This window comes from Streptomyces sp. UC4497, from assembly GCF_054871485.1.
Window position 1 is genome coordinate 1 of the sequence record NZ_JBTYHB010000039.1, and the last position, 20080, is coordinate 20080.

A 20080-nucleotide genomic window follows, 5' to 3' on the forward strand; every position below is an offset into this window, starting at 1 on the left:
GGGCCCCCCCCCCGGCGGGGGGGCTCGCCCCGGCCCCCCGCCCCACACGCGCGGGGGGGGCTCGAATGTGGGGGCCCCCCCCCCGCCCCCGGCTGCCCACCCGCCGGGGGGGGGGTATGGTTCCCCGGGGGGGGGTCTTTATAAAACCCCCCCGCCCGGCGATTGAGGGCAAGGGGGTCCGGGGGCGGAGCCCCCAGGGCGTGAGCCCGGTGGGGCTACACCTTGCGGAGGCGGAACGTCAGGCTCAGGCCCTCGTCCGTGAAGGCGGAGCCGTACGTGTCGTCCGCCTCGGACTGGGCGAAGTCCGTGGCGAGGACCTCGTCGGCGATCAGGCCCGCGTGCTCGGACAGGGCCGAGATCACCGCCGGGTCCGTGGACGTCCACCGCAGGGCGATCCGGTCTGCCACGTCCAGGCCGCTGTTCTTGCGGGCCTCCTGGATCAGGCGGATCGCGTCACGGGCCAGGCCCGCCTGCCGCAGCTCCTCCGTGAGCTCCAGGTCGAGCGCCACCGTGGCGCCGGAGTCCGAGGCCACGGACCAGCCCTCGCGGGGCGTCTCCGTGATGATGACCTCATCCGGGGCGAGGTCGATCTTCTCGCCGTCGACCTCCACCGAGGCGTTGCCCTCGCGCAGGGCCAGGGACAGCGCCGCCGCGTCCGCGTTCGCGACCGCCTTCGCCACGTCCTGGACGCGCTTGCCGAACCGCTTGCCGAGTGCACGGAAGTTCGCCTTGGCGGTGGTGTCCACCAGGCTGCCGCCGACCTCCGAGAGCGAGGCCAGGGAGGAGACGTTCAGCTCCTCCGTGATCTGGGCCTGGAGCTCGGGGGAGAGGCCCGCGAAGCCCGTCGCCGCGACCAGCGCGCGCGAGAGCGGCTGGCGGGTCTTGACGCCCGACTCCGCGCGCGTGGCGCGACCGAGCTCCACGAGCCGGCGGACCAGCGCCATCTGCGTCGACAGCTCGGGGTCGATCGCCGAACGGTCGGCCTCGGGCCACGAGGACAGGTGCACCGACTCCGGGGCGTCCGGGGTGACCGGCACGACCAGGTCCTGCCACACGCGCTCCGCGATGAACGGCGTGAGCGGTGCCATCAGCTGCGTGATCGTCACCACCACGTCGTGCAGGGTGCGCAGCGCGGCCTTGTCGCCCTGCCAGAAGCGGCGGCGCGAGCGACGCACGTACCAGTTGGAGAGGTCGTCGACGAACGCCGAGAGCAGCTTGCCTGCGCGCTGGGTGTCGTACGCCTCCAGGGCCGTGGTGACCTCGTCCGTGAGCTGGTGCAGCTCGGACAGCAGCCAGCGGTCGAGCACCGTGCGGTCGGCCGGGGCCGGGTCCGCCTCGCTGGGCGCCCAGCCCGACGTACGGGCGTACAGGGCCTGGAAGGCGACCGTGTTCCAGTACGTGAGGAGCGTCTTGCGGACGACCTCCTGGATGGTGCCGTGGCCGACGCGGCGGGCCGCCCACGGGGAGCCGCCGGCCGCCATGAACCAGCGCACCGCGTCCGCGCCGTGCCGGTCCATCAGCGGGATCGGGTCCAGCGTGTTGCCCAGGTGCTTGGACATCTTTCGGCCGTCCTCGGCGAGGATGTGGCCGAGGCAGACCACGTTCTCGTAACTGGACTTGTCGAAGACGAGCGTGCCGATCGCCATCAGCGTGTAGAACCAGCCGCGGGTCTGGTCGATGGCCTCGGAGATGAACTGCGCCGGGTAACGGGACTCGAAGAGTTCCTTGTTCTTGTACGGGTAGCCCCACTGCGCGAACGGCATGGAACCCGAGTCGTACCAGGCGTCGATGACCTCGGGCACGCGCACCGCCGTCTGCGTACAGCCCTCATGGGTGCACGTGAACGTGACGTCGTCGATGAACGGGCGGTGCGGGTCGAGGGACGACTGGTCCGTACCGGTCAGCCGCGAGAGCTCCTCGCGCGAGCCGACGCAGGTGAGGTGGTCCTCCTCACAGCGCCAGATCGGCAGCGGGGTGCCCCAGTAGCGGTTGCGGGACAGCGCCCAGTCGATGTTGTTCTGCAGCCAGTCGCCGAAGCGGCCGTTCTTCACGGTCTCCGGGAACCAGTTGGTCTTCTCGTTCTCCTGGAGGAGACGGTCCTTGATGGCCGTGGTGCGGATGTACCAGGACGGCTGCGCGTAGTAGAGCAGCGCCGTGTGGCAGCGCCAGCAGTGCGGGTAGCTGTGCTCGTACGGGATGTGCTTGAAGAGCAGGCCGCGGCTTTGCAGGTCCTCGGTCAGCTGTTCGTCGGCCTTCTTGAAGAAGACGCCGCCGACCAGGTCCAGGTCCTCCTCGAAGGTGCCGTCGGGGCGGACCGGGTTCACGACGGGCATGCCGTACGAGCGGCAGACCTTGAGGTCGTCCTCACCGAAGGCGGGGGACTGGTGGACCAGACCCGTACCGTCCTCGGTCGTCACGTACTCGGCGTTGACGACGTAGTGGGCCGCCGGCTCCTCCGGGAACTCCACCAGCTCGAACGGACGTTGGTACTTCCAGTGCTCCATCTCCGCGCCGGTGAAGGACTCGCCGGTCGTCTCCCAGCCCTCGCCGAGCGCCTTCTCGACGAGCGGCTCGGCGACGACGAGCTTCTCCTCGCCGTTCGTGGCGACGACGTACGTCACGTCGGGGTGCGCGGCGACGGCCGTGTTGGACACCAGGGTCCACGGGGTCGTCGTCCAGATCAGAAGCGCGGCCTGGCCTGCCAGCGGACCGGAGGTGAGCGGCAAACGGACATAGACCGAGGGGTCCACGACCGTCTCGTAGCCCTGCGCCAGCTCGTGGTCGGAGAGGCCCGTGCCGCAGCGCGGGCACCAGGGAGCGACGCGGTGGTCCTGGACCAGCAGGCCCTTGTTGAAGATCTCCTTCAGCGACCACCAGACCGAGTCGACGTACTCCGGGTTCATCGTCCGGTACGCGTCGTCGAGGTCGACCCAGTAACCCATGCGGGTCGTCAGGTCGGAGAAGGCGTCGGTGTGCCGGGTCACGGACTCGCGGCACTTGGCGTTGAACTCGGCGATGCCGTACGCCTCGATGTCCTTCTTGCCGCTGAAGCCGAGCTCCTTCTCGACCGCCAGCTCCACCGGGAGGCCGTGACAGTCCCAGCCCGCCTTACGGGCCACGTGGTAGCCGCGCATCGTGCGGAACCGGGGGAACACGTCCTTGAAGACGCGGGCCTCGATGTGGTGGGCGCCCGGCATGCCGTTGGCCGTGGGCGGGCCCTCGTAGAACACCCACTCGGGGCGCCCCTCGGACTGCTCCAGGGTCTTGGCGAAGATCTTCTGCTCGTCCCAGAAGTCGAGCACCGCGTGCTCGAGGGCGGGCAGGTCGACCTGGGCGGGCACCTGGCGGTACTGCGTCATCAGTCTTCCTCCGGCGGATCTGCCTTCTTCCGTCGGAGGGACGAGAGGCTGCTGCGCCGTGTGCGGCGCGCTCCCGCGGTACCACCCTCCTTGGCCCGCCGGGGCGTGCTGCGCTCCGGTGAGCCCCCTCATTGGGGTCGCGATGCCGGGTCTACTGGCCGCGCCCTGCGGGCTGCGGTGTTCTTCCGGCGGCTCCGGGGTGATCTTCACGTCGCGCTCGCCGCCGGGCTTCCACCGTCCCCGGTTCGCTCTTGGCTGCGTACGCCGCTACTCGGCCCCATCCACACTTTTCGCTCCGCCCAGTGTACGGCGCCCGGGAGGGGGCGGCCGACCGGTTTTCGCGGGGGCCCGGGCGGGTGCGGCGCGGGTGCGTCCGGTGACCCGAATGGCCATACGCCGGCTGTCCGATCCCGGCCGGTCACCGGGCGGGCCGGGGGAGGCCGGGAAAGCGGCGGATTACCAAGCGGGGAGCTGGGCACAACGCTTGCAGGTTCGTCGCGGGTCGGTCACGAGGCCTTCGCGTGGGGCCGGGTCCTGTGGTGCGCCCCGTTGCCGCGGGCCTGGAGTCGATTTATCGTCCCAGCACGATTCGCGAGCAAGATCACAAATTGTGAAGGGGCCGCGACCATGGTGGCGAAGAAGACCGCCGATCAGCAGTCGGAGTCCGGGAGAACCACGGGCGCGGCGGCCTCCGGCGGTGCCGGGAAGGACGCGGCCGGGGCGAAGGCGTCGCAGACGCCCGAGCCGAAGGAGACGCCCTCCGACAAGAAGAAGTCGTCCGCCGCGTCGCACACGGCGACCCGCAAGCAGACGACCGCGAAGGCCACGTCCACGAAGGCGACACCGGAGAAGGCCACGACCAAGAAGGCGGCGACGTCGAAGAGCGCGACCAAGAAGACGGCTGCGAGCAGGACGGCGGCTGCGGAGAAGGCCGGGGCCGGTGCCGAGGAGAGCGCGGCGGCGGCCACGGACGCGGACGCCAAGAAGACCGCGGCCAAGAAGAAGACCGCAGCCGCGAAGGCGAAGGCGGACGGCAAGGACCCGGGTGCCGGGAAGGCGGGTGCGCACGCCGAGGAGACGGGGGAGAAGGCGGACGGCGTCGGCCCGGCGGGCGGACGCAAGGGCGCGAAGAAGACGGTCGCCTCCGCGACCGAGGACGCGGCCGAGGCCGCGAAGCAGACGGGAGCCACGACAGTGGTTGCGAAGAAGACTCAGGGCACGGCCACGGCAACCAAGAAGCCGGGCGCGGTCCCCAAGGCGCGCGGCACCGCCGAACCCGGCGAGCTGGCCGTCCGTCCGGGCGAGGATCCGTGGACCCCGGAGGAGGCCGAGGAGGCGCGCGCCGAGCTGCAGAGCGAGGTGCTGCGGCTCGGGCACGAGATCGCCGCCGCCGAGGAGGGCCTCGCGGGGCTGATGCGCGACTCCGGGGACGGGGCCGGCGACGACGACGCGGACACCGGCACGAAGAACATCACCCGCGAGCACGAGATGTCGCTCGCCGCCAACGCGCGGGAGATGCTGCTCCAGACAGAGCGGGCCCTGGAGCGCCTGGACGCGGGGACGTACGGGCTCTGCGAGAACTGCGGTAACCCGATCGGGAAGGCCCGCATGCAGGCGTTCCCGCGCGCGACCCTGTGCGTCGAGTGCAAGCAGAAGCAGGAGCGCCGCTACTAGAGCGACCGCCGCGCCCGCGCAAGCGACTGCCGCGCCCGCCCCAGGGCAGGCCCTGGGGCCACCGGCCCATGGGGGCGCGGCCCCGCGTGCCGTACTCTCGTCCTCAGTCAGGTACTAGGTTGAGGGACTCACGTGGCAGAGGCGGAGCGCATCATCGGTACGCCGGATTCCCCGGACGCGGGGGCAGCCGAGCCGGAGCGGCCCGATGAGGTCGACGAGCAGGTCCAGGAGCGGCCCAAGGGCAGGCGGCGGATCGCCGTGCTGTTCGTCGTGGCCGCGCTCGCGTACGTCCTGGACCTGGGCAGCAAGCTGATCGTGGTGGCGAAGCTGGAGCACCGCGACGCCATCCACATCATCGGTGACTGGCTGCAGTTCGAGGTGATCAGGAACCCGGGCGCCGCCTGGGGCATCGGCGAGGCCTTCACGATCATCTTCACCCTGATCGCGGCCGCCGTGATCGTCGTGATCGCACGGCTCGCCCGGAAGCTCTACAGCACGCCCTGGGCGATCGCCCTCGGCCTGCTGCTCGGCGGGGCGCTCGGCAACCTCACGGACAGGATCTTCCGGGCGCCGGCCGTCTTCGAGGGTGCCGTGGTGGACTTCATCGCGCCGAAGCACTACCCGGTGTTCAACCTCGCCGACTCGGCGATCGTGTGCGGCGGCATCCTGATCGTGCTGCTGTCCTTCCGCGGCATCGACCCCGACGGGTCCGTCCACAAGGACTGAGTCAAGGACTGTGGCGCGGGGCCCGAGGCGTACGAAGGCCGAGGTCACGGGGCTCGTGTGCGGGAGTGTCGGTGCGCTCCTGCATACTCGATGCGTGAGCACGATTCCCGAGGTCCGCACCCTGCCCGTACCCGACGGCCTGGAGGGCGAGCGCGTAGACGCCGCCATCTCGCGCATGTTCGGCTTCTCCCGCACCAAGGCCGCCGAGCTCGCCGCCGCCGGAAAGGTCGCGGTGGACGGCTCGGTCGTGGGCAAGTCCGAGCGGGTGCACGGCGGCGCCTGGATGGAAGTGGAGATGCCGCAGGCGCCCGCTCCCGTACAGATCGTCGCCGAGCCCGTCGAGGGCATGGAGATCGTGCACGACGACGACGACATCGTCGTGATCATGAAGCCCGTGGGGGTCGCCGCCCACCCCAGTCCCGGCTGGACCGGGACGACGGTGATCGGTGGCCTCGCCGCCGCCGGGTACCGGATCTCGACGTCCGGCGCCGCAGAGCGCCAGGGCATCGTCCACCGGCTCGACGTGGGCACGTCGGGCCTGATGGTCGTCGCCAAGTCGGAGCGGGCGTACACGTCGCTGAAGCGCCAGTTCAAGGAGCGCGTCCCGGACAAGCGGTACAACGCGCTGGTGCAGGGCCACCCCGACCCCATGAGCGGCACCATCGACGCCCCCATCGGGCGCCATCCGAACCACGACTACAAGTGGGCCGTGACCGCCGAGGGCAAGCCGTCCGTCACGCACTACGACCTCATCGAGGCCTTCCGCGCCGCCTCGCTCCTCGACATCAAGCTGGAGACGGGGCGCACCCACCAGATCCGCGTCCACATGTCGGCGCACCGGCACCCGTGCGTGGGCGACCTGACGTACGGCGCGGACCCCACGATCGCGAAGCGGCTGGGCCTCACGCGGCAGTGGCTGCACGCGGTGCGGCTCGGTTTCGAGCACCCGTCGGACGGCCGGTGGGTCGAGTTCGAGAGCGACTACCCGGAGGACCTGCAGACGGCCCTGGACAGGGTCAGGGCGGAGAGCGCGTGAGTACCCCCCTTTCCGCGTACGTGACCCGTGTCGCGGAGGACGAAGCGGACCGGCAGGCCTGCTTCGCCGTCCGCAAGGAGGTCTTCGTCGTCGAACAGCGCGTGCCCGAGGACATCGAGTACGACGCGTACGACGCCGGGGCGGTGCACGTCCTGGCCGTCCGGCAGGACGGGGAGCCGCTCGGCACCGGTCGCCTGCTGACCGGCGAGGCCGCCGCCGTGAAGAACGGCGGGGCGGCGGACGTCGGCGCTCTCGGGCGGCTCGCCGTGACGAAGGAGGCGCGCGGCCTCGGAGTCGGCGCCGCGCTGGTGCGGGCCATCGAAGACGCGGCCCGCGCGCGCGGGCTCGCCGCCGTGGACCTGCATGCGCAGACGCACGCGCTGGGGTTCTACGAGCGCCTGGGATACGTCGCCTACGGGCCGGAGTTCCTCGACGCCGGCATCGACCACCGTGCGATGCGCAAGACGCTCGGCTAGACAGCGGCGGCGTTCCGGCGGTCCGGCACCGTGGTCACCGGGCCCCGATAAGACCGGTTTGATCTGATGTGCGTGGCACCCTTGAGGCCGGAACGCACATGATCGTCGAGTCTGGTCGGAGTCCCCGGTGGATCAATTGGCCCTGCTGTTCGTGCTGTTGCTCGGGGCCGTGCTGACCGTCCCGCTCGGTGACAGGCTCGGCCTGCCTTCCCCGGTCCTGATGACCCTGCTCGGCATCGCCCTGGCGCTGATCCAGGCGGTGCCCAATGTCGACATCAACCCGGATCTGATCCTCCCGCTCGTGCTGCCACCGCTGCTCTACGCGGCCGTGCACCGCACGTCCTGGCGCCAGTTCGCGGCCAACAAACGGCCGATCTTCCTGCTCGCCGTCGCCCTGGTCTTCGTCACCACGGCCGCGGTCGCCTTCACCGCCGATGCCATCGTGCCGGGCCTGCCGGTCGCCGCGGCCGTCGCGCTCGGCGCCCTTGTGGCGCCGCCCGACCCGGTCGCCGCGACCGCCGTCGCGGGCCAACTCGGCCTGCCCCGGCGCATGGTGTCGATCCTGGAGGGCGAGGGCCTGTTCAACGACGTGACCGCGATCGTGCTCTACCACGTCGCGATCGCCGCCGCCGTCAGCGGCACCTTCTCGCTGCCGCGCGCCGCGCTCGACCTGGTCCTGTCCGCGGTCGTCGCCATCCTCGTCGGCTGGGGGCTCGGCTGGGTCGCCAACAAGCTCATCGGCTATCTCGGCGACGCCACGCTCCAGATCGGGCTCACGCTCCTGATCCCCTACGCCGCGTACGTACTCGCCGAGGAGCTCAAGGGCTCGGGCGTGCTCGCGGTCCTGACCACGGCCATGTTCCTGGCCGAGCACGCCTTCGACGCCGACGACGTGCTGACGCGGCTCACCGGGCGGGCCTTCTGGGACGTCGTGGACACCCTCGTCACGGGCGTCGCGTTCGGCCTCATCGGCCTGGAGGTGCACAACGTCGTCAGGACCGCGGAGGGCCGCTGGGGCGAGATGCTCGGCTGGGCGGGCGCGGTCGTCGGGGTCGTCATCGTCGTACGGCTGCTGTGGCTGTTGCCGATGACGTGGGTGACACGGCGGATGCACCTGCGGCGCGATGTCGACGAGGACATCCCGGTTAGCTGGCGCGAGACGGTCGTCATGTGGTGGGCCGGAATGCGCGGCGTGGCCTCGGTGGCGCTGGCCCTCGCCATCCCGCTGACCATGGACAACGGTTCGCCCTTCCCGGAGCGGGACGAGATCGTCTTCCTCGCGTTCGGGGTGATCATGGCGACCCTGGTGCTGCAGGGCCTGAGCCTGCCGTGGCTGGTGCGCAAGCTGGGAGTGCGCAGCGACGACACCGCCGAGCGGGAGTTCGAGCGGCAGCTCGCGCTGCGGGCCGCGAAGGCGGCGAAGCGGCGGCTCAAGGAGATCGAGGAGGTCGAGGAGCTGCCGGAGGAGGTGCAGGAGCAGATGGTGCGCCGCGCCTACGACATCGGCCTGCGCATCAACCCGGAGATCGGCGCGGACGAGCGGCGCGAGAAGCAGACCAAGCGGGTCGCCCGGATCAAGCGGATCCGCCGGATCCAGGCGGAGATGATGTCGGCGGCCCGGCACGAGGTCCTCGCGGCCCGCAGCGAACCGGGCTCGGACCCGGAGGTGGTGGACCGGGTGCTCAGGAAACTGGATGTGCGCAGTTTGCGTTAGAGATCACCCGGGGCGGGTGTGGCGTTCTAGGCTCGTGTGTATGGCACGCAACGTGATAATCACCGGTGGCGGTACGGGAATCGGGCTCGCGGCGGCGAAGGCCTTCGCCGCGGAGGGGGACCGGGTGCTGCTGATCGGGCGGCGGATCGAGGTCCTGGAGAAGGCGGGTGTGTCCGGCGCCCTCAAGTACCCGGCCGATCTGAGTACGGTGGAGGGGGCGCGCGGCGCCGCCGACTTCGCGCTCGAGGCGTTCGAGGGCACGGTCGACGTCATCGTGCACAGCGCCGGCGGGCTCGGCGGCCGGATGCTCCAGGCGCCGGAAGGGTCCGATCCGCTCGACGCCGTCGCCCACGACTGGAACGCCAACTTCCGTATCAATACGCTCACTTCGGTCCTGCTGACCGAGGCGCTGCGCGAGCACCTGACCTCGCCGGGCGGCCGGATCGTGTTCCTGTCCTCCATCGCCGCCCTGCGCGGCTCGGGATCGGGCTCGTACGGCGGTTCCAAGGCGGCCCTGCACCCGTACACGTACGACCTCGCCAAGGCCCTCGGTCCGCGCGGCATCACCGTGAACACCGTCGCGCCCGGCTACATCGAGGACACCGAGTTCTTCGGGCCCTCGATGCCCGAGGCGGACTACCGGCGCCGGGTCGACGCCATCCCGACCGGCCGCGCCGGGACACCCGAGGACATCGCGGCCACCGTGCTGTGGCTGGCCTCGCCCGGCGGCGGCCATGTCAGCGGGCAGATCATCCAGGTCAACGGCGGGGAGTGCCTGGGGCGTTAGCCCCGGCCCGTCCGGGGCGCGCGGCCGTTGCGGCTGAGGACGTGCTCCGGCAGGGAGTCCGCCTCGTCCGGGGCGACCAGGGCCGTCGCCGTGTTGATCCGCGGCAGCGCGTACGGGTGCTGATCGGTCAGCCAGCGCACGAGCTGCTCGCGGACCGTGACCCGCACCGTCCAGATGTCGTCCGCGTCCTTGGCGGTGACCAGGGCGCGGACCTGGAGCGTGCTGGGCGTCGTGTCGGTGACGGCGAGGCCCCAGTCACGGCCGTCCCAGGCGGCGCACTCGCGCAGGATGTCGTGCAGCTTCTCGCGCATCTCGGGCACGGGCGCGCTGTGGTCGAGGTGGAAGAAGACGGTGCCGGTCATCTGGGCGCCGCCGCGCGACCAGTTCTCGAACGGCTTCGACGTGAAGTACGAGACGGGCATGGTGATGCGCCGCTCGTCCCAGGTGCGTACGGCGAGGAAGGTGAGGGTGATCTCCTCGACCGTGCCCCACTCGCCGTCCACGACCACGGTGTCGCCTATCCGCACCATGTCGCCGAACGCGATCTGCAGGCCCGCGAAGAGGTTGCCGAGCGTGGACTGCGCGGCGACACCGGCGACGATGCCCAGGATGCCGGCCGAGGCGAGCAGCGAGGCCCCGGCCGCTCTGAAGGCGGGGAACGTCAGGAGCATCGCGGCCACCGCGACCACGCCGACGACCGCGATGACGACGCGCTGGATCAGGGTGACCTGCGTGCGCACGCGGCGGACCCGGGCCGGATCGCGCTGGGCGGTGGCGTAGCGGAAGTAGGACGACTCGACGACCGCGGAGGAGATCCGGACGGCGAGCCAGGCGGTGGCGCCGATCAGGACCAGGTTGAGTGCTTCTCCGATGGCGCCGGCGTGGCCCTTCGTAAGACCCGCACGGTCGTACGAGCCCCGCAGCAGCGCCGCGCAGAGCACGAGCTGGAGCGGCAGCCGGCAGCGGCGCAGCAGACCCCACAGCGGCGTCTCGTGGTGGCGCTCGTCGGTGCGCAGCAACAACCGGTCGACCGCCCACCCCACCAACAGCGTGAGCACGACCGAGCCACCAATGACGATCAGTGGACGCAGTACGTTCTCCATGCCACGACGGTAACCGGGATCGGGCGCGCCTAACCTGCGAGGGCCCTGGCACCATGGAGCCCATGAACATCATGCTTTTCCATTCGGCGTTCGGTCTGCGGCCCGCGGTCGAGGCCGCCGCCGACCGGCTGCGGGCCGCCGGGCACGAGGTGTGGACCCCCGATCTCTTCGAGGGCCGCACCTTCGACACCGTCGAGGAGGGCATGGCCTTCAAGGACGAGATCGGCAAGGACGAGCTGCTCAAGCGCGCCGTCCTGGCGGCCGCGCCCTACTCCGACCGGGGTCTCGTCTACGCCGGGTTCTCGTTCGGCGCCGCGACCGCGCAGACCCTCGCCCTCGGCGACGACAAGGCGAAGGGGCTGCTGCTCCTGCACGGCACGTCCGACATCGCGGAGGGCGTCGCCGTGGACGAGCTCCCGGTCCAGCTGCACGTCGCCGAGCCCGACCCCTTCGAGACGGACGACTGGCTGACCGCCTGGTACCTGCAGATGGGGCGCGCGGGGGCCGATGTGGAGGTCTACCGGTACGCCGGGGCGGGCCACCTCTACACCGACCCCGACCTTCCGGACTACGACGAGGAGGCCGCCGAGGCCACCTGGCGAGTGGCGCTCGGCTTCCTCGAAACGCTCTAGCGCTCTAGGCAGGGCCTTTACGCGACCGGGGCGTCCGCCCGCTCGACCTTCTGGGTGCCGGTGCGGGTGCGGTACGAGCGCTGCCAGGCGGACGTCGCGCTCTGGTCGGCGCGGTCGGAGATCACGTAGAAGTCCATCTGCGTGCGCTCGGGCGTGACGTCCAGGACGCCGTATCCGTGGCGGTCCATGTCCAGCCAGCGCACGTGCCGGTTGGCCGCCTTGATGGCGCCCTCGGCGACCGTGGAGAGCGTGTCCGGGGCGACGTGCAGGATGTCGTCCAGGTTGTCGGAGGTCACGGACGTGACCACGAACTCCGTCGCGGCGGAGGGGGACAGCGGATACGTCGCCGCCTTGACCGGCACGTCGTTGGCCCACGCCATGTGGATGTCGCCGGTCAGGAAGACGGTGTCGCGGACGGCGTGCTCGCGCAGGTGGGAGATGAGTTCGGCGCGGTCGTGCGTGTAGCCGTCCCACTGGTCGACGTTGATCGCCAGGCCCTCCTTCGGGAGGCCGAGCAGCTCGGCCAGCGGGCCCGCGATGTGGGCGGGCAGCGAACCGAAGGCGACCGGGGAGATCATCACCGAGGTGCCGACCAGCTTCCAGCGCGCGTCGGAGGCGGTGAGACCGGACTTCAGCCAGTCGAGCTGGGCGCGGCCGGTGATCGTACGCTCCGGGGAGTCCACCGCGCCGTTGCCGACGCTCGACTGCTCGGAGCGGAACGAGCGCAGGTCGAGCAGGTGCAGGTCGGCCAGGTTGCCGAAGCGCAGGCGGCGGAAGACCGTGCCCGCGGTGGACGGGCGGACCGGCATCCACTCGAAGTAGGCCTGCTTCGCGGCCTGTTGGCGCGCCTGCCAGGAGCCCTCGGTGTCCGGCGTGTGGTTCTCGGCGCCGCCCGACCAGGCGTCGTTGGCGAACTCGTGGTCGTCCCAGATCGCGATCAGCGGGTGCGCGGCCTGCATCGCCCGGACGTCGGGGTCGGTCTTGGTCTGGCCGTGCCGGGTGCGGTAGTCGGCGAGCGTGACGATCTCGTGGGTCGGTCGGTGCTCGCGGACGGTGTACTCGGCGGTCGGGTACTCGCCCGTCTTGTACTCGTAGAGGTAGTCGCCGAGGTGCAGGACCGCGTCCAGGTCACTGCGGGCGGCCAGGTGCCGGTACGAGGAGTAGTAGCCGGCCTCCCAGTTGGCGCAGGAGACGACGCCGAAGCGCAGGCCGTCGGGGGACGCGTCGGCGGCGGGGGTGGTGCGGGTGCGGCCCACGGCGGAGTAGGTGGCGTCCACGGAGAAGCGGAAGTAATAGGCGGTCGCCGGGCGCAGGCCCCTTACATCGGCCTTGACCGTGTGGTCGGAGGCGGCGCTCGCGGTCACGGTTCCCCGGCCGACGATCTGACGGAAGGCCTTGTCCTCGGCTATTTCCCAGGCCACCCGTACATCGGGGCCCTTGCCGGAGCCGGGCACCGCGTCGGCGGTCGGCGTCACGCGCGTCCACAGCAGGACCCCGTCGGGCAGCGGATCGCCGGACGCGACGCCGTGCAGGAAGGCGGGGGCCTCGGCGGCGTGGGCGGGGACCGCGGCGGCGAGCGGCCCGGCGAGCGCGGCACCCGCGGCCGCGGCCTTGACGACCGTGCGGCGGCTCGGGGCGCCCGGCGTGCTCGGCGTGGGTCTGGGAACGGATTGATGAAGTCGACTGGTCACAGCCGGTCAGACTACTGACTGGTAGATACAGAGAACGGGCGAACCCGAAAGGTTCGCCCGCTCTTCGTCTGTGCTTGTCTCTACGGGGACCGGACGTCAGCCCTTGAGGACGTCAGCCCTTGAGGGCCTTCTCCGTCGCGGTCTTGTACTCGGCCACGGTCATCGGCGCGTTCTGCCCGTCCGAACCGGTCAGCTTCTTGCCGTCCATGACGAGGCTCGGGGTGCCGGTGACGTCGTCCTTGTTGGTGTCGAAGGACTTGGACATCTTCATGGCCCAGTCGTCGTACGTGCCGTCCGTGACGGCCTTCTGGAACGCCTTGTTGCCCTTGAGCGAGTCCACGCTGTCGGCGATCTTGATCAGGTAGTCGTCGTCCGCGAGCTTGTCGTCGCTCTCCTCGGGGTGGAACTTCGCCGAGTAGAGCGCCGTCTTGTAGTCGAGGAAGGCGTCCTGGCTCACGTTGAGGGCCGCGCCGAGCGCGCTCAGCGCGTTCTTCGAGCCCTCGCCGTTGGTGCCGACGTCGCCCTTGGCCGCGCTGTCGCCGTCGAGGAACGTGCCGCCGACGTACTGGAGCTTGAACTTGCCCGCCTCGACGTCCTTGTGGAGCTGCGGGCCGACCGTCTGCTCGAAGGAGGCGCAGACCGGGCAGCGCGAGTCCTCGTAGATCTTCATGGTCTTCTTGGCACTGGACTTGCCGATGACGACGGTCGTGCCGTCCTTGCCCGAGGTGTTCGCGGGCGCCTTCACGGCGGAGGACTTGGCGTCCATCGCCGTCTCCCAGTGGGAGGGCTTGTTGGCCTGCATCACGGCGTAGCCGACGCCGCCGGCTATCGCGAGGACCGCGACGATGGAGACGCCGACGATCGCCTGCCGCTTCGTCTTCTCCCGCTTGGCCTGGCGCTCGCGTTCGACGCGCAGCCGCTCACGGGCCGCGGTCTTTGCCTCCTGGGTGTTGCGCTTGCTCATGGTTGTGCTCCGTAGGTGAGTGACATGCGTATGGGGGACTGCCGTGCCGGAGCCCGAGCCGGACGGTGGCTCAGGCGGCGGGGCACGGCGGCCCGCGCCGTCCTACGGAGTGCACCCAGAGCCGGGTGCGGGAGGCCGGTACGCGCGTGACGGGGCGCGGAAGGCGGACGCCGGGCTCGCGCCGGACGGTGACCGCGGCGAACGCGATGAGCAGCGGCCGGAACGCGAAGGCGGCCACCGCGCGCAGCAGTTGGGCCAGGGCCTGCTCACCGCGGCGCAGCCAGGCGGCCGCGAGCAGACCGACGGCGACGTGCGCGCCGAGCAGCAGCCAGGAGGCGGCCGGGTCGGTGTGCGCGAAGAGGGCCGCGGCCCGCTCCGTGCTGCCACCGGTCATCCGGGCGAGCGGTGTGCCCACGTTCCCCGCGCACAGCACGTCGAAGCCGAACTGGCGCAGCGGGCCCGCGACGGGGCCGCCCGCCCGGCCGTAACAGACGTGCTGGCCGGTCGTGAAGACCGTGTCGGCGGCCAGTTCCAGCGGGACGAGCAGGGCCGCGATCCGGCCGAAGCCGCGCTCGCGTCCTGCCAGCGCGTACGCGATCACGAAGACGGCCGCGGTGATCGCGGCGACCGTCGTGAGGGGCAGCGGGGCCCGGGACAGCAGCACGTGCGACGCGACGGACAGCGTCACGGCGCATGCCGTGAACAGCGCCGCGCGCATCACTCGTAGCTGGGTCCCGGATATGTCGTCCATCGCGGCAGAGTGTGCCATGGCTTCCTGTAAGCGATGCCTAAAGGGGGCCGATTCACAGCACCTTTCACAGACCCGGGATCCGGCCGTTGCGGAAAAGGTCCACGAAGATCTGGTGGTCCGCACGCGCGCGTGCCCCGTAGGAGTGCGCGAAGTCGACCAGCAGGGGCGCGAAGCCCTCCTCGTCGGCGGCGATCGCCGCGTCGATGGCGCGCTCCGTGGAGAACGGGACGAGCGACTCGCCGGACTGGTCGTCCGCCGCCGCGTGCATCGTCGCCGTGGCCCGGCCGAGGTCGGCGACGACCGCCGCGATCTCCTCGTACTCGTCGATGTCGCCCCAGTCCAGGTCCACCGCGTACGGCGAGATCTCGGCGACCAGCTGCCCGGCGCCGTCGAGCTCCGTCCAGCCCAGCCACGGGTCGGCGTGCGCCTGCAGGGCGCGCTGCGAGATGACCGTGCGGTGGCCCTCGTGCTGGAAGTAGCCGCGGACCGCCGGGTCGGTGATGTGCCGCGAGACGGCCGGGGTCTGGGCCTGCTTCATGTAGATCACGACATCGTTCTCGAGGGCGTCGCTGTTGCCCTCCAGCAGGATGTTGTACGAGGGAAGACCCGCGGAGCCGATGCCGATGCCGCGGCGCCCGACCACGTCCTTCACCCGGTACGAGTCCGGGCGGGAGAGCGAGGCCTCCGGCAGCGTCTCCAGGTACCCGTCGAACGCCGCGAGCACCTTGTAGCGCGTCGCCGCGTCCAGCTCGATGCTGCCGCCGCCCTCGGCGAAGCGGCGCTCGAACTCGCGGATCTCCGTCATCGACTCCAGCAGGCCGAAACGGGTCAGCGAGCGGGCGTCGCGCAGCGCCTCCAGGAGGGGGCCGTCGGCCGTGTCCAGCGTGAAGGGCGGCACCTCGTCGCTCTTGGCGCCGGTCGCAAGCGCGTGGATGCGCTCGCGGTAGGCCGCCGCGTACGTGCGCACGAGGTCCGTGATCTGGTCGTCGCTCAGCGCCTTCGAGTAGCCGACCAGCGCCACGGAGGCGGCGAAGCGCTTGAGGTCCCACGTGAAGGGGCCCACGTACGCCTCGTCGAAGTCGTTCACGTTGAAGATCAGCCGGCCCGTGGAGTCCATGTACGTGCCGAAGTTCTCCGCGTGCAGGTCGCCGTGGATCCACACCCGGCTGGTGCGCTCGTCCAGGTAAGGACCGCCGTGCTGCTCGCGCTCCACGTCCCCGTAGAACAGGCAGGCCGTGCCCCGGTAGAACGCGAAGGCCGAGGCCGCCATCTTGCGGAACTTGACCCGGAAGGCCGCGGGGTCGGCGGCGAGGAGCTCGCCGAACGCGGTGTCGAAGACGGAGAGGATCTGCTCGCCGCGCTGCTCAGCGGTGGGCTGCGGTTCCGACATCGCTGGGTGCCTCCTGGTGCGGGGTGGTCCGGTGCGCCGTACTGACGCGTGGGACAGATGTTCTGTTCTGTCCAACGCCCGACCGTACTCCGGAGTGCCCGCCGGTTGTCAGTGACCGGTCGTAGACTTCCAAGCTGTCCCGGACTTGTCGCCGCGTGTTCGCCATTGGAGGCCCCAACCGTGTCAAAGCCGCCCTTCACGCACCTGCACGTGCACACCCAGTACTCACTGCTGGACGGTGCGGCGCGGCTGAAGGACATGTTCAAGGCCGCCGGCGACATGGGCATGACGCACATCGCGATGTCCGACCACGGCAACCTGCACGGGGCGTACGACTTCTTCCACACCGCGGAGAAGGCGGGCATCACGCCGATCATCGGCATCGAGGCCTACGTCGCCCCGGAGTCCCGGCGCAACAAGCGGAAGGTCCAGTGGGGCCAGCCGCACCAGAAGCGCGACGACGTCTCCGGTTCCGGTGGTTACACCCACAAGACGATGTGGGCGGCGAACAGCACGGGGCTGCACAACCTCTTCAAGCTGTCCTCGGACGCGTACGCCGAGGGCTGGCTGCAGAAGTGGCCGCGCATGGACAAGGAGACGCTCTCCCAGTGGAGCGAGGGCATCATCGCGTCCACCGGCTGCCCCTCCGGTGAGCTGCAGACCCGCCTGCGCCTCGGCCAGTTCGACGAGGCGGTCAAGGCGGCGGCCGAGTACCAGGACATCTTCGGCAAGGACCGGTACTTCCTGGAGCTGATGGACCACGGCATCGACATCGAGCACCGGGTCCGCGAGGACCTCCTGCGGGTCGGCAAGAAGGTCGGCATCCCGCCGCTCGTGACGAACGACTCGCACTACACGTACGCGAACGAGGCGACGGCGCACGACGCGCTGCTGTGCATCCAGACCGGCAAGAACCTCTCCGACCCGGACCGCTTCCGGTTCAACGGCACGGGCTACTACCTGAAGTCGACGGAGGAGATGTACGCCATCGACTCCTCGGACGCCTGGCAGGAGGGCTGCCGCAACACGCTGCTGGTGGCCGAGCAGATCGACACGACCGGCATGTTCGAGAAGCGCGACCTCATGCCGAAGTTCGACATCCCGGAAGGCTTCACGGAGGTCACCTGGTTCCAGGAGGAGGTCCGCCGCGGCATGGCCCGCCGCTACCCGGACGGCGTCCCGGACGACCGCCAGAAGCAGGTCGAGTACGAGATGGACATCATCATCCAGATGGGGTTCCCGGGATACTTCCTGGTCGTCGCCGACTTCATCATGTGGGCCAAGAACAACGGCATCGCGGTGGGCCCCGGCCGTGGTTCCGCGGCCGGTTCGATCGTCGCGTACGCCATGGGCATCACCGACCTCGACCCGATCACGCACGGGCTGATCTTCGAGCGCTTCCTCAACCCGGAGCGCGTCTCCATGCCCGATGTCGACATCGACTTCGACGAGCGTCGGCGCGTCGAAGTGATCAGGTACGTGACCGAGAAGTACGGCGCCGACAAGGTCGCCATGATCGGCACCTACGGCAAGATCAAGGCCAAGAACGCGATCAAGGACTCCGCGCGCGTGCTCGGCTACCCGTACGCGATGGGCGACCGCCTCACCAAGGCGATGCCCGCCGACGTCCTCGGCAAGGGCATCGACCTCTCCGGCATCACCGACCCCCAGCACCCGCGCTACAGCGAGGCCGGCGAGATCCGGGGGATGTACGAGAACGAGCCGGACGTCAAGAAGGTCATCGACACCGCCAAGGGCGTCGAGGGCCTGGTCCGGCAGATGGGTGTGCACGCGGCCGGCGTCATCATGTCCAGCGAGCCGATCGTCGACCACGCCCCGCTGTGGACCCGGCACACCGACGGCGTGACGATCACGCAGTGGGACTACCCGCAGTGCGAGTCGCTCGGCCTCCTGAAGATGGACTTCCTGGGGCTTCGCAACCTCACCATCATGGACGACGCCGTGAAGATGGTGGAGGCGAACAAGGGCATCAAGCTGGAGATGCTCGACGTCCCGCTCGACGACCCGAAGACGTACGAACTGCTCTGCCGCGGTGACACGCTCGGTGTGTTCCAGTTCGACGGCGGTCCGATGCGTTCGCTGCTGCGCCAGATGCAGCCCGACAACTTCGAGGACATTTCCGCCGTCTCGGCCCTGTACCGGCCGGGCCCGATGGGCATGAACTCGCACATCAACTACGCGGAGCGCAAGAACGGCCGGCAGGAGATCACGCCGATCCACAAGGAGCTCGAAGAGCCCCTGAAGGAGACGCTGGGCCTGACCTACGGCCTGATCGTGTACCAGGAGCAGGTGCAGAAGGCCGCGCAGATCGTCGCCGGCTACTCGCTCGGCGAGGCCGACGTGCTGCGCCGCGTGATGGGCAAGAAGAAGCCCGAGGAACTGGCGAAGAACTTCGTCCTCTTCCAGGAGGGCGCGAAGAAGAAGGGCTTCTCCGACCAGGCGATCCAGGCCCTGTGGGACGTCCTGGTCCCGTTCGCGGGCTACGCGTTCAACAAGGCGCACTCCTCCGCGTACGGCCTGGTCACCTACTGGACCGCGTACCTGAAGGCGAACTACCCCGCCGAGTACATGGCCGCGCTGCTCACCTCGGTCAAGGACGACAAGGACAAGTCGGCCGTGTACCTCAACGAGTGCCGGCGCATGAAGATCAAGGTCCTCCCGCCGGACGTGAACGAGTCGGTGCACAACTTCGCCGCCCAGGGCGACGACGTGATCCTCTTCGGCCTGGAGGCGGTCCGCAACGTCGGGTCGAACGTGGTGGAGTCGATCGTCCGGGCCCGCAAGGCGAAGGGGAAGTTCACCTCGTTCCCCGACTACCTGGACAAGATCGAGGCCGCCGCCTGCAACAAGCGGACGACGGAATCGCTGATCAAGGCCGGTGCCTTCGATCAGATGGGGCACACCCGCAAGGGGCTCACCGCCCAGTACGAGCCGATGATCGACAACGTCGTGGCGGTGAAGCGCAAGGAGGCCGAGGGGCAGTTCGACCTCTTCGGCGGCATGGGCGAGGGGGAGAGCGACGAGCCGGGCTTCGGCCTCGACGTCGAGTTCTCCACCGACGAGTGGGACAAGACGTATCTGCTCGCCCAGGAGCGCGAGATGCTCGGCCTGTACGTCTCCGACCACCCGCTCTTCGGCCTGGAGCACGTGCTCTCCGACAAGGCGGACGCGGGCATCGGCCAGCTCACCGGCGGTGACTTCGGGGACGGCGCGGTCGTCACGGTCGGCGGCATCATCTCGGGCCTCCAGCGCAAGATGACCAAGCAGGGCAACGCCTGGGCGATCGCGACCGTCGAGGACCTCGCCGGTTCCATCGAGTGCATGTTCTTCCCGGCGACGTACCAGCTGGTGTCCACGCAGCTCGTCGAGGACGCCGTGGTGTTCGTGAAGGGCCGCCTCGACAAGCGCGAGGACGTGCCGCGTCTGGTTGCCATGGAGATGCAGGTCCCCGACCTGTCGAACGCGGGGACCAACGCGCCCGTGATCCTCACGATCCCGGCCCTGAAGGTGACCCCGCCGATGATCAGCCGGCTCGGCGAGATCCTCACCAACCACCGGGGCGACAGCGAGGTCCGGATCAAGCTCCAGGGGCCGCGCAAGACCACCGTGCTGCGGCTCGACCGGCACCGGGTGAAGCCCGATCCGGCGCTGTACGGCGACCTGAAGGTGCTGCTCGGCCCGTCCTGCCTGGCCGGCTGACCGCACCGAGACACGCGCGAGGGGCGCACCCGGACTTCCGGGGGCGCCCCTCGCTGT

General features: G+C 70.1%; 14 protein-coding genes. 8 read left to right on the plus strand and 6 right to left on the minus strand.

Going from position 1 to position 20080, the window contains the following annotated elements; translation table 11 throughout:
* Window positions 1-215 precede the first annotated feature (215 nt).
* Complete coding sequence (ileS, locus tag ACYSUO_RS35170; RefSeq protein WP_461780272.1) at window positions 216-3359, minus strand: isoleucine--tRNA ligase; 3144 nt, start codon at window positions 3357-3359, stop codon at window positions 216-218.
* A 627-nt stretch (window positions 3360-3986) separates the two neighbouring features.
* Between ileS and ACYSUO_RS35175 the strand changes: the two genes are divergently transcribed.
* From ACYSUO_RS35175 to ACYSUO_RS35200, 6 genes are all read left to right on the plus strand, one after another.
* Window positions 3987-5033: a TraR/DksA family transcriptional regulator gene (locus ACYSUO_RS35175; protein WP_461780273.1), complete on the plus strand. Its 1047-nt coding sequence runs from the start codon at window positions 3987-3989 to the stop codon at window positions 5031-5033.
* 132 nt (window positions 5034-5165) lie between these two features.
* Window positions 5166-5759: a signal peptidase II gene (gene lspA, locus ACYSUO_RS35180; RefSeq protein WP_461780274.1), complete on the plus strand. Its 594-nt coding sequence runs from the start codon at window positions 5166-5168 to the stop codon at window positions 5757-5759.
* A gap of 94 nt (window positions 5760-5853) precedes the next feature.
* Window positions 5854-6795, plus strand: coding sequence for an RluA family pseudouridine synthase (locus tag ACYSUO_RS35185; RefSeq protein ID WP_461780275.1), 942 nt, complete (start codon window positions 5854-5856; stop codon window positions 6793-6795).
* Window positions 6792-7271, plus strand: coding sequence for a GNAT family N-acetyltransferase (locus tag ACYSUO_RS35190; RefSeq protein WP_461780276.1), 480 nt, complete (start codon window positions 6792-6794; stop codon window positions 7269-7271). The genes ACYSUO_RS35185 and ACYSUO_RS35190 overlap by 4 nt, the downstream gene beginning before the upstream one ends.
* Before the next feature lie 127 nt (window positions 7272-7398).
* Window positions 7399-8985: a Na+/H+ antiporter gene (locus tag ACYSUO_RS35195; protein ID WP_461780277.1), complete on the plus strand. Its 1587-nt coding sequence runs from the start codon at window positions 7399-7401 to the stop codon at window positions 8983-8985.
* A gap of 40 nt (window positions 8986-9025) precedes the next feature.
* Window positions 9026-9772, plus strand: coding sequence for an SDR family NAD(P)-dependent oxidoreductase (locus ACYSUO_RS35200; RefSeq protein ID WP_461780278.1), 747 nt, complete (start codon window positions 9026-9028; stop codon window positions 9770-9772).
* On the opposite strand, the gene ACYSUO_RS35205 is transcribed toward ACYSUO_RS35200, so the two are convergent.
* Window positions 9769-10875: a mechanosensitive ion channel family protein gene (locus ACYSUO_RS35205; protein ID WP_461780279.1), complete on the minus strand. Its 1107-nt coding sequence runs from the start codon at window positions 10873-10875 to the stop codon at window positions 9769-9771. The two genes, ACYSUO_RS35200 and ACYSUO_RS35205, sit on opposite strands and share 4 nt — an antisense overlap.
* A gap of 62 nt (window positions 10876-10937) precedes the next feature.
* On the opposite strand from ACYSUO_RS35205, the gene ACYSUO_RS35210 reads away from it, so the two are divergent.
* On the plus strand, window positions 10938-11507 hold the full coding sequence (locus ACYSUO_RS35210; RefSeq protein ID WP_385768826.1) for a dienelactone hydrolase family protein: 570 nt from the start codon (window positions 10938-10940) through the stop codon (window positions 11505-11507).
* 17 nt (window positions 11508-11524) lie between these two features.
* On the opposite strand, the gene ACYSUO_RS35215 is transcribed toward ACYSUO_RS35210, so the two are convergent.
* The 4 genes from ACYSUO_RS35215 to ACYSUO_RS35230 form a co-directional block, all read right to left on the minus strand.
* A complete protein-coding gene (locus ACYSUO_RS35215; protein WP_461780280.1) occupies window positions 11525-13198 on the minus strand; it encodes an alkaline phosphatase D family protein in 1674 nt (557 codons plus the stop codon).
* Window positions 13199-13310: 112 nt separating this feature from the next.
* Window positions 13311-14162 carry a thioredoxin domain-containing protein gene (locus ACYSUO_RS35220; RefSeq protein ID WP_461780281.1) on the minus strand — a complete coding sequence of 284 codons (852 nt, stop codon included), beginning with the start codon at window positions 14160-14162 and terminating at the stop codon, window positions 13311-13313.
* A 70-nt stretch (window positions 14163-14232) separates the two neighbouring features.
* Window positions 14233-14931 (minus strand): hypothetical protein, encoded by a 699-nt coding sequence (locus tag ACYSUO_RS35225; protein WP_461780282.1) that lies wholly within the window; start codon window positions 14929-14931, stop codon window positions 14233-14235.
* A 46-nt stretch (window positions 14932-14977) separates the two neighbouring features.
* A complete protein-coding gene (locus ACYSUO_RS35230) occupies window positions 14978-16303 on the minus strand; it encodes a DUF2252 domain-containing protein (protein WP_461780283.1) in 1326 nt (441 codons plus the stop codon).
* A 180-nt stretch (window positions 16304-16483) separates the two neighbouring features.
* On the opposite strand from ACYSUO_RS35230, the gene dnaE reads away from it, so the two are divergent.
* Window positions 16484-20023 (plus strand): DNA polymerase III subunit alpha, encoded by a 3540-nt coding sequence (dnaE, locus tag ACYSUO_RS35235; protein WP_461780284.1) that lies wholly within the window; start codon window positions 16484-16486, stop codon window positions 20021-20023.
* Window positions 20024-20080: the final 57 nt, after the last annotated feature.

Coding starts and splice junctions, on each gene's coding strand:
- ileS (WP_461780272.1), bottom strand. CDS start 3,359: ATGACGCAGTACCGCCAGGTGCCCGCCCAGGTCGACCTGCCCGCCCTC.
- ACYSUO_RS35175 (WP_461780273.1), top strand. CDS start 3,987: ATGGTGGCGAAGAAGACCGCCGATCAGCAGTCGGAGTCCGGGAGAACC.
- ACYSUO_RS35200 (WP_461780278.1), top strand. CDS start 9,026: ATGGCACGCAACGTGATAATCACCGGTGGCGGTACGGGAATCGGGCTC.
- ACYSUO_RS35205 (WP_461780279.1), bottom strand. CDS start 10,875: ATGGAGAACGTACTGCGTCCACTGATCGTCATTGGTGGCTCGGTCGTG.
- ACYSUO_RS35210 (WP_385768826.1), top strand. CDS start 10,938: ATGAACATCATGCTTTTCCATTCGGCGTTCGGTCTGCGGCCCGCGGTC.
- ACYSUO_RS35220 (WP_461780281.1), bottom strand. CDS start 14,162: ATGAGCAAGCGCAACACCCAGGAGGCAAAGACCGCGGCCCGTGAGCGG.
- ACYSUO_RS35225 (WP_461780282.1), bottom strand. CDS start 14,931: ATGGCACACTCTGCCGCGATGGACGACATATCCGGGACCCAGCTACGA.
- ACYSUO_RS35230 (WP_461780283.1), bottom strand. CDS start 16,303: ATGTCGGAACCGCAGCCCACCGCTGAGCAGCGCGGCGAGCAGATCCTC.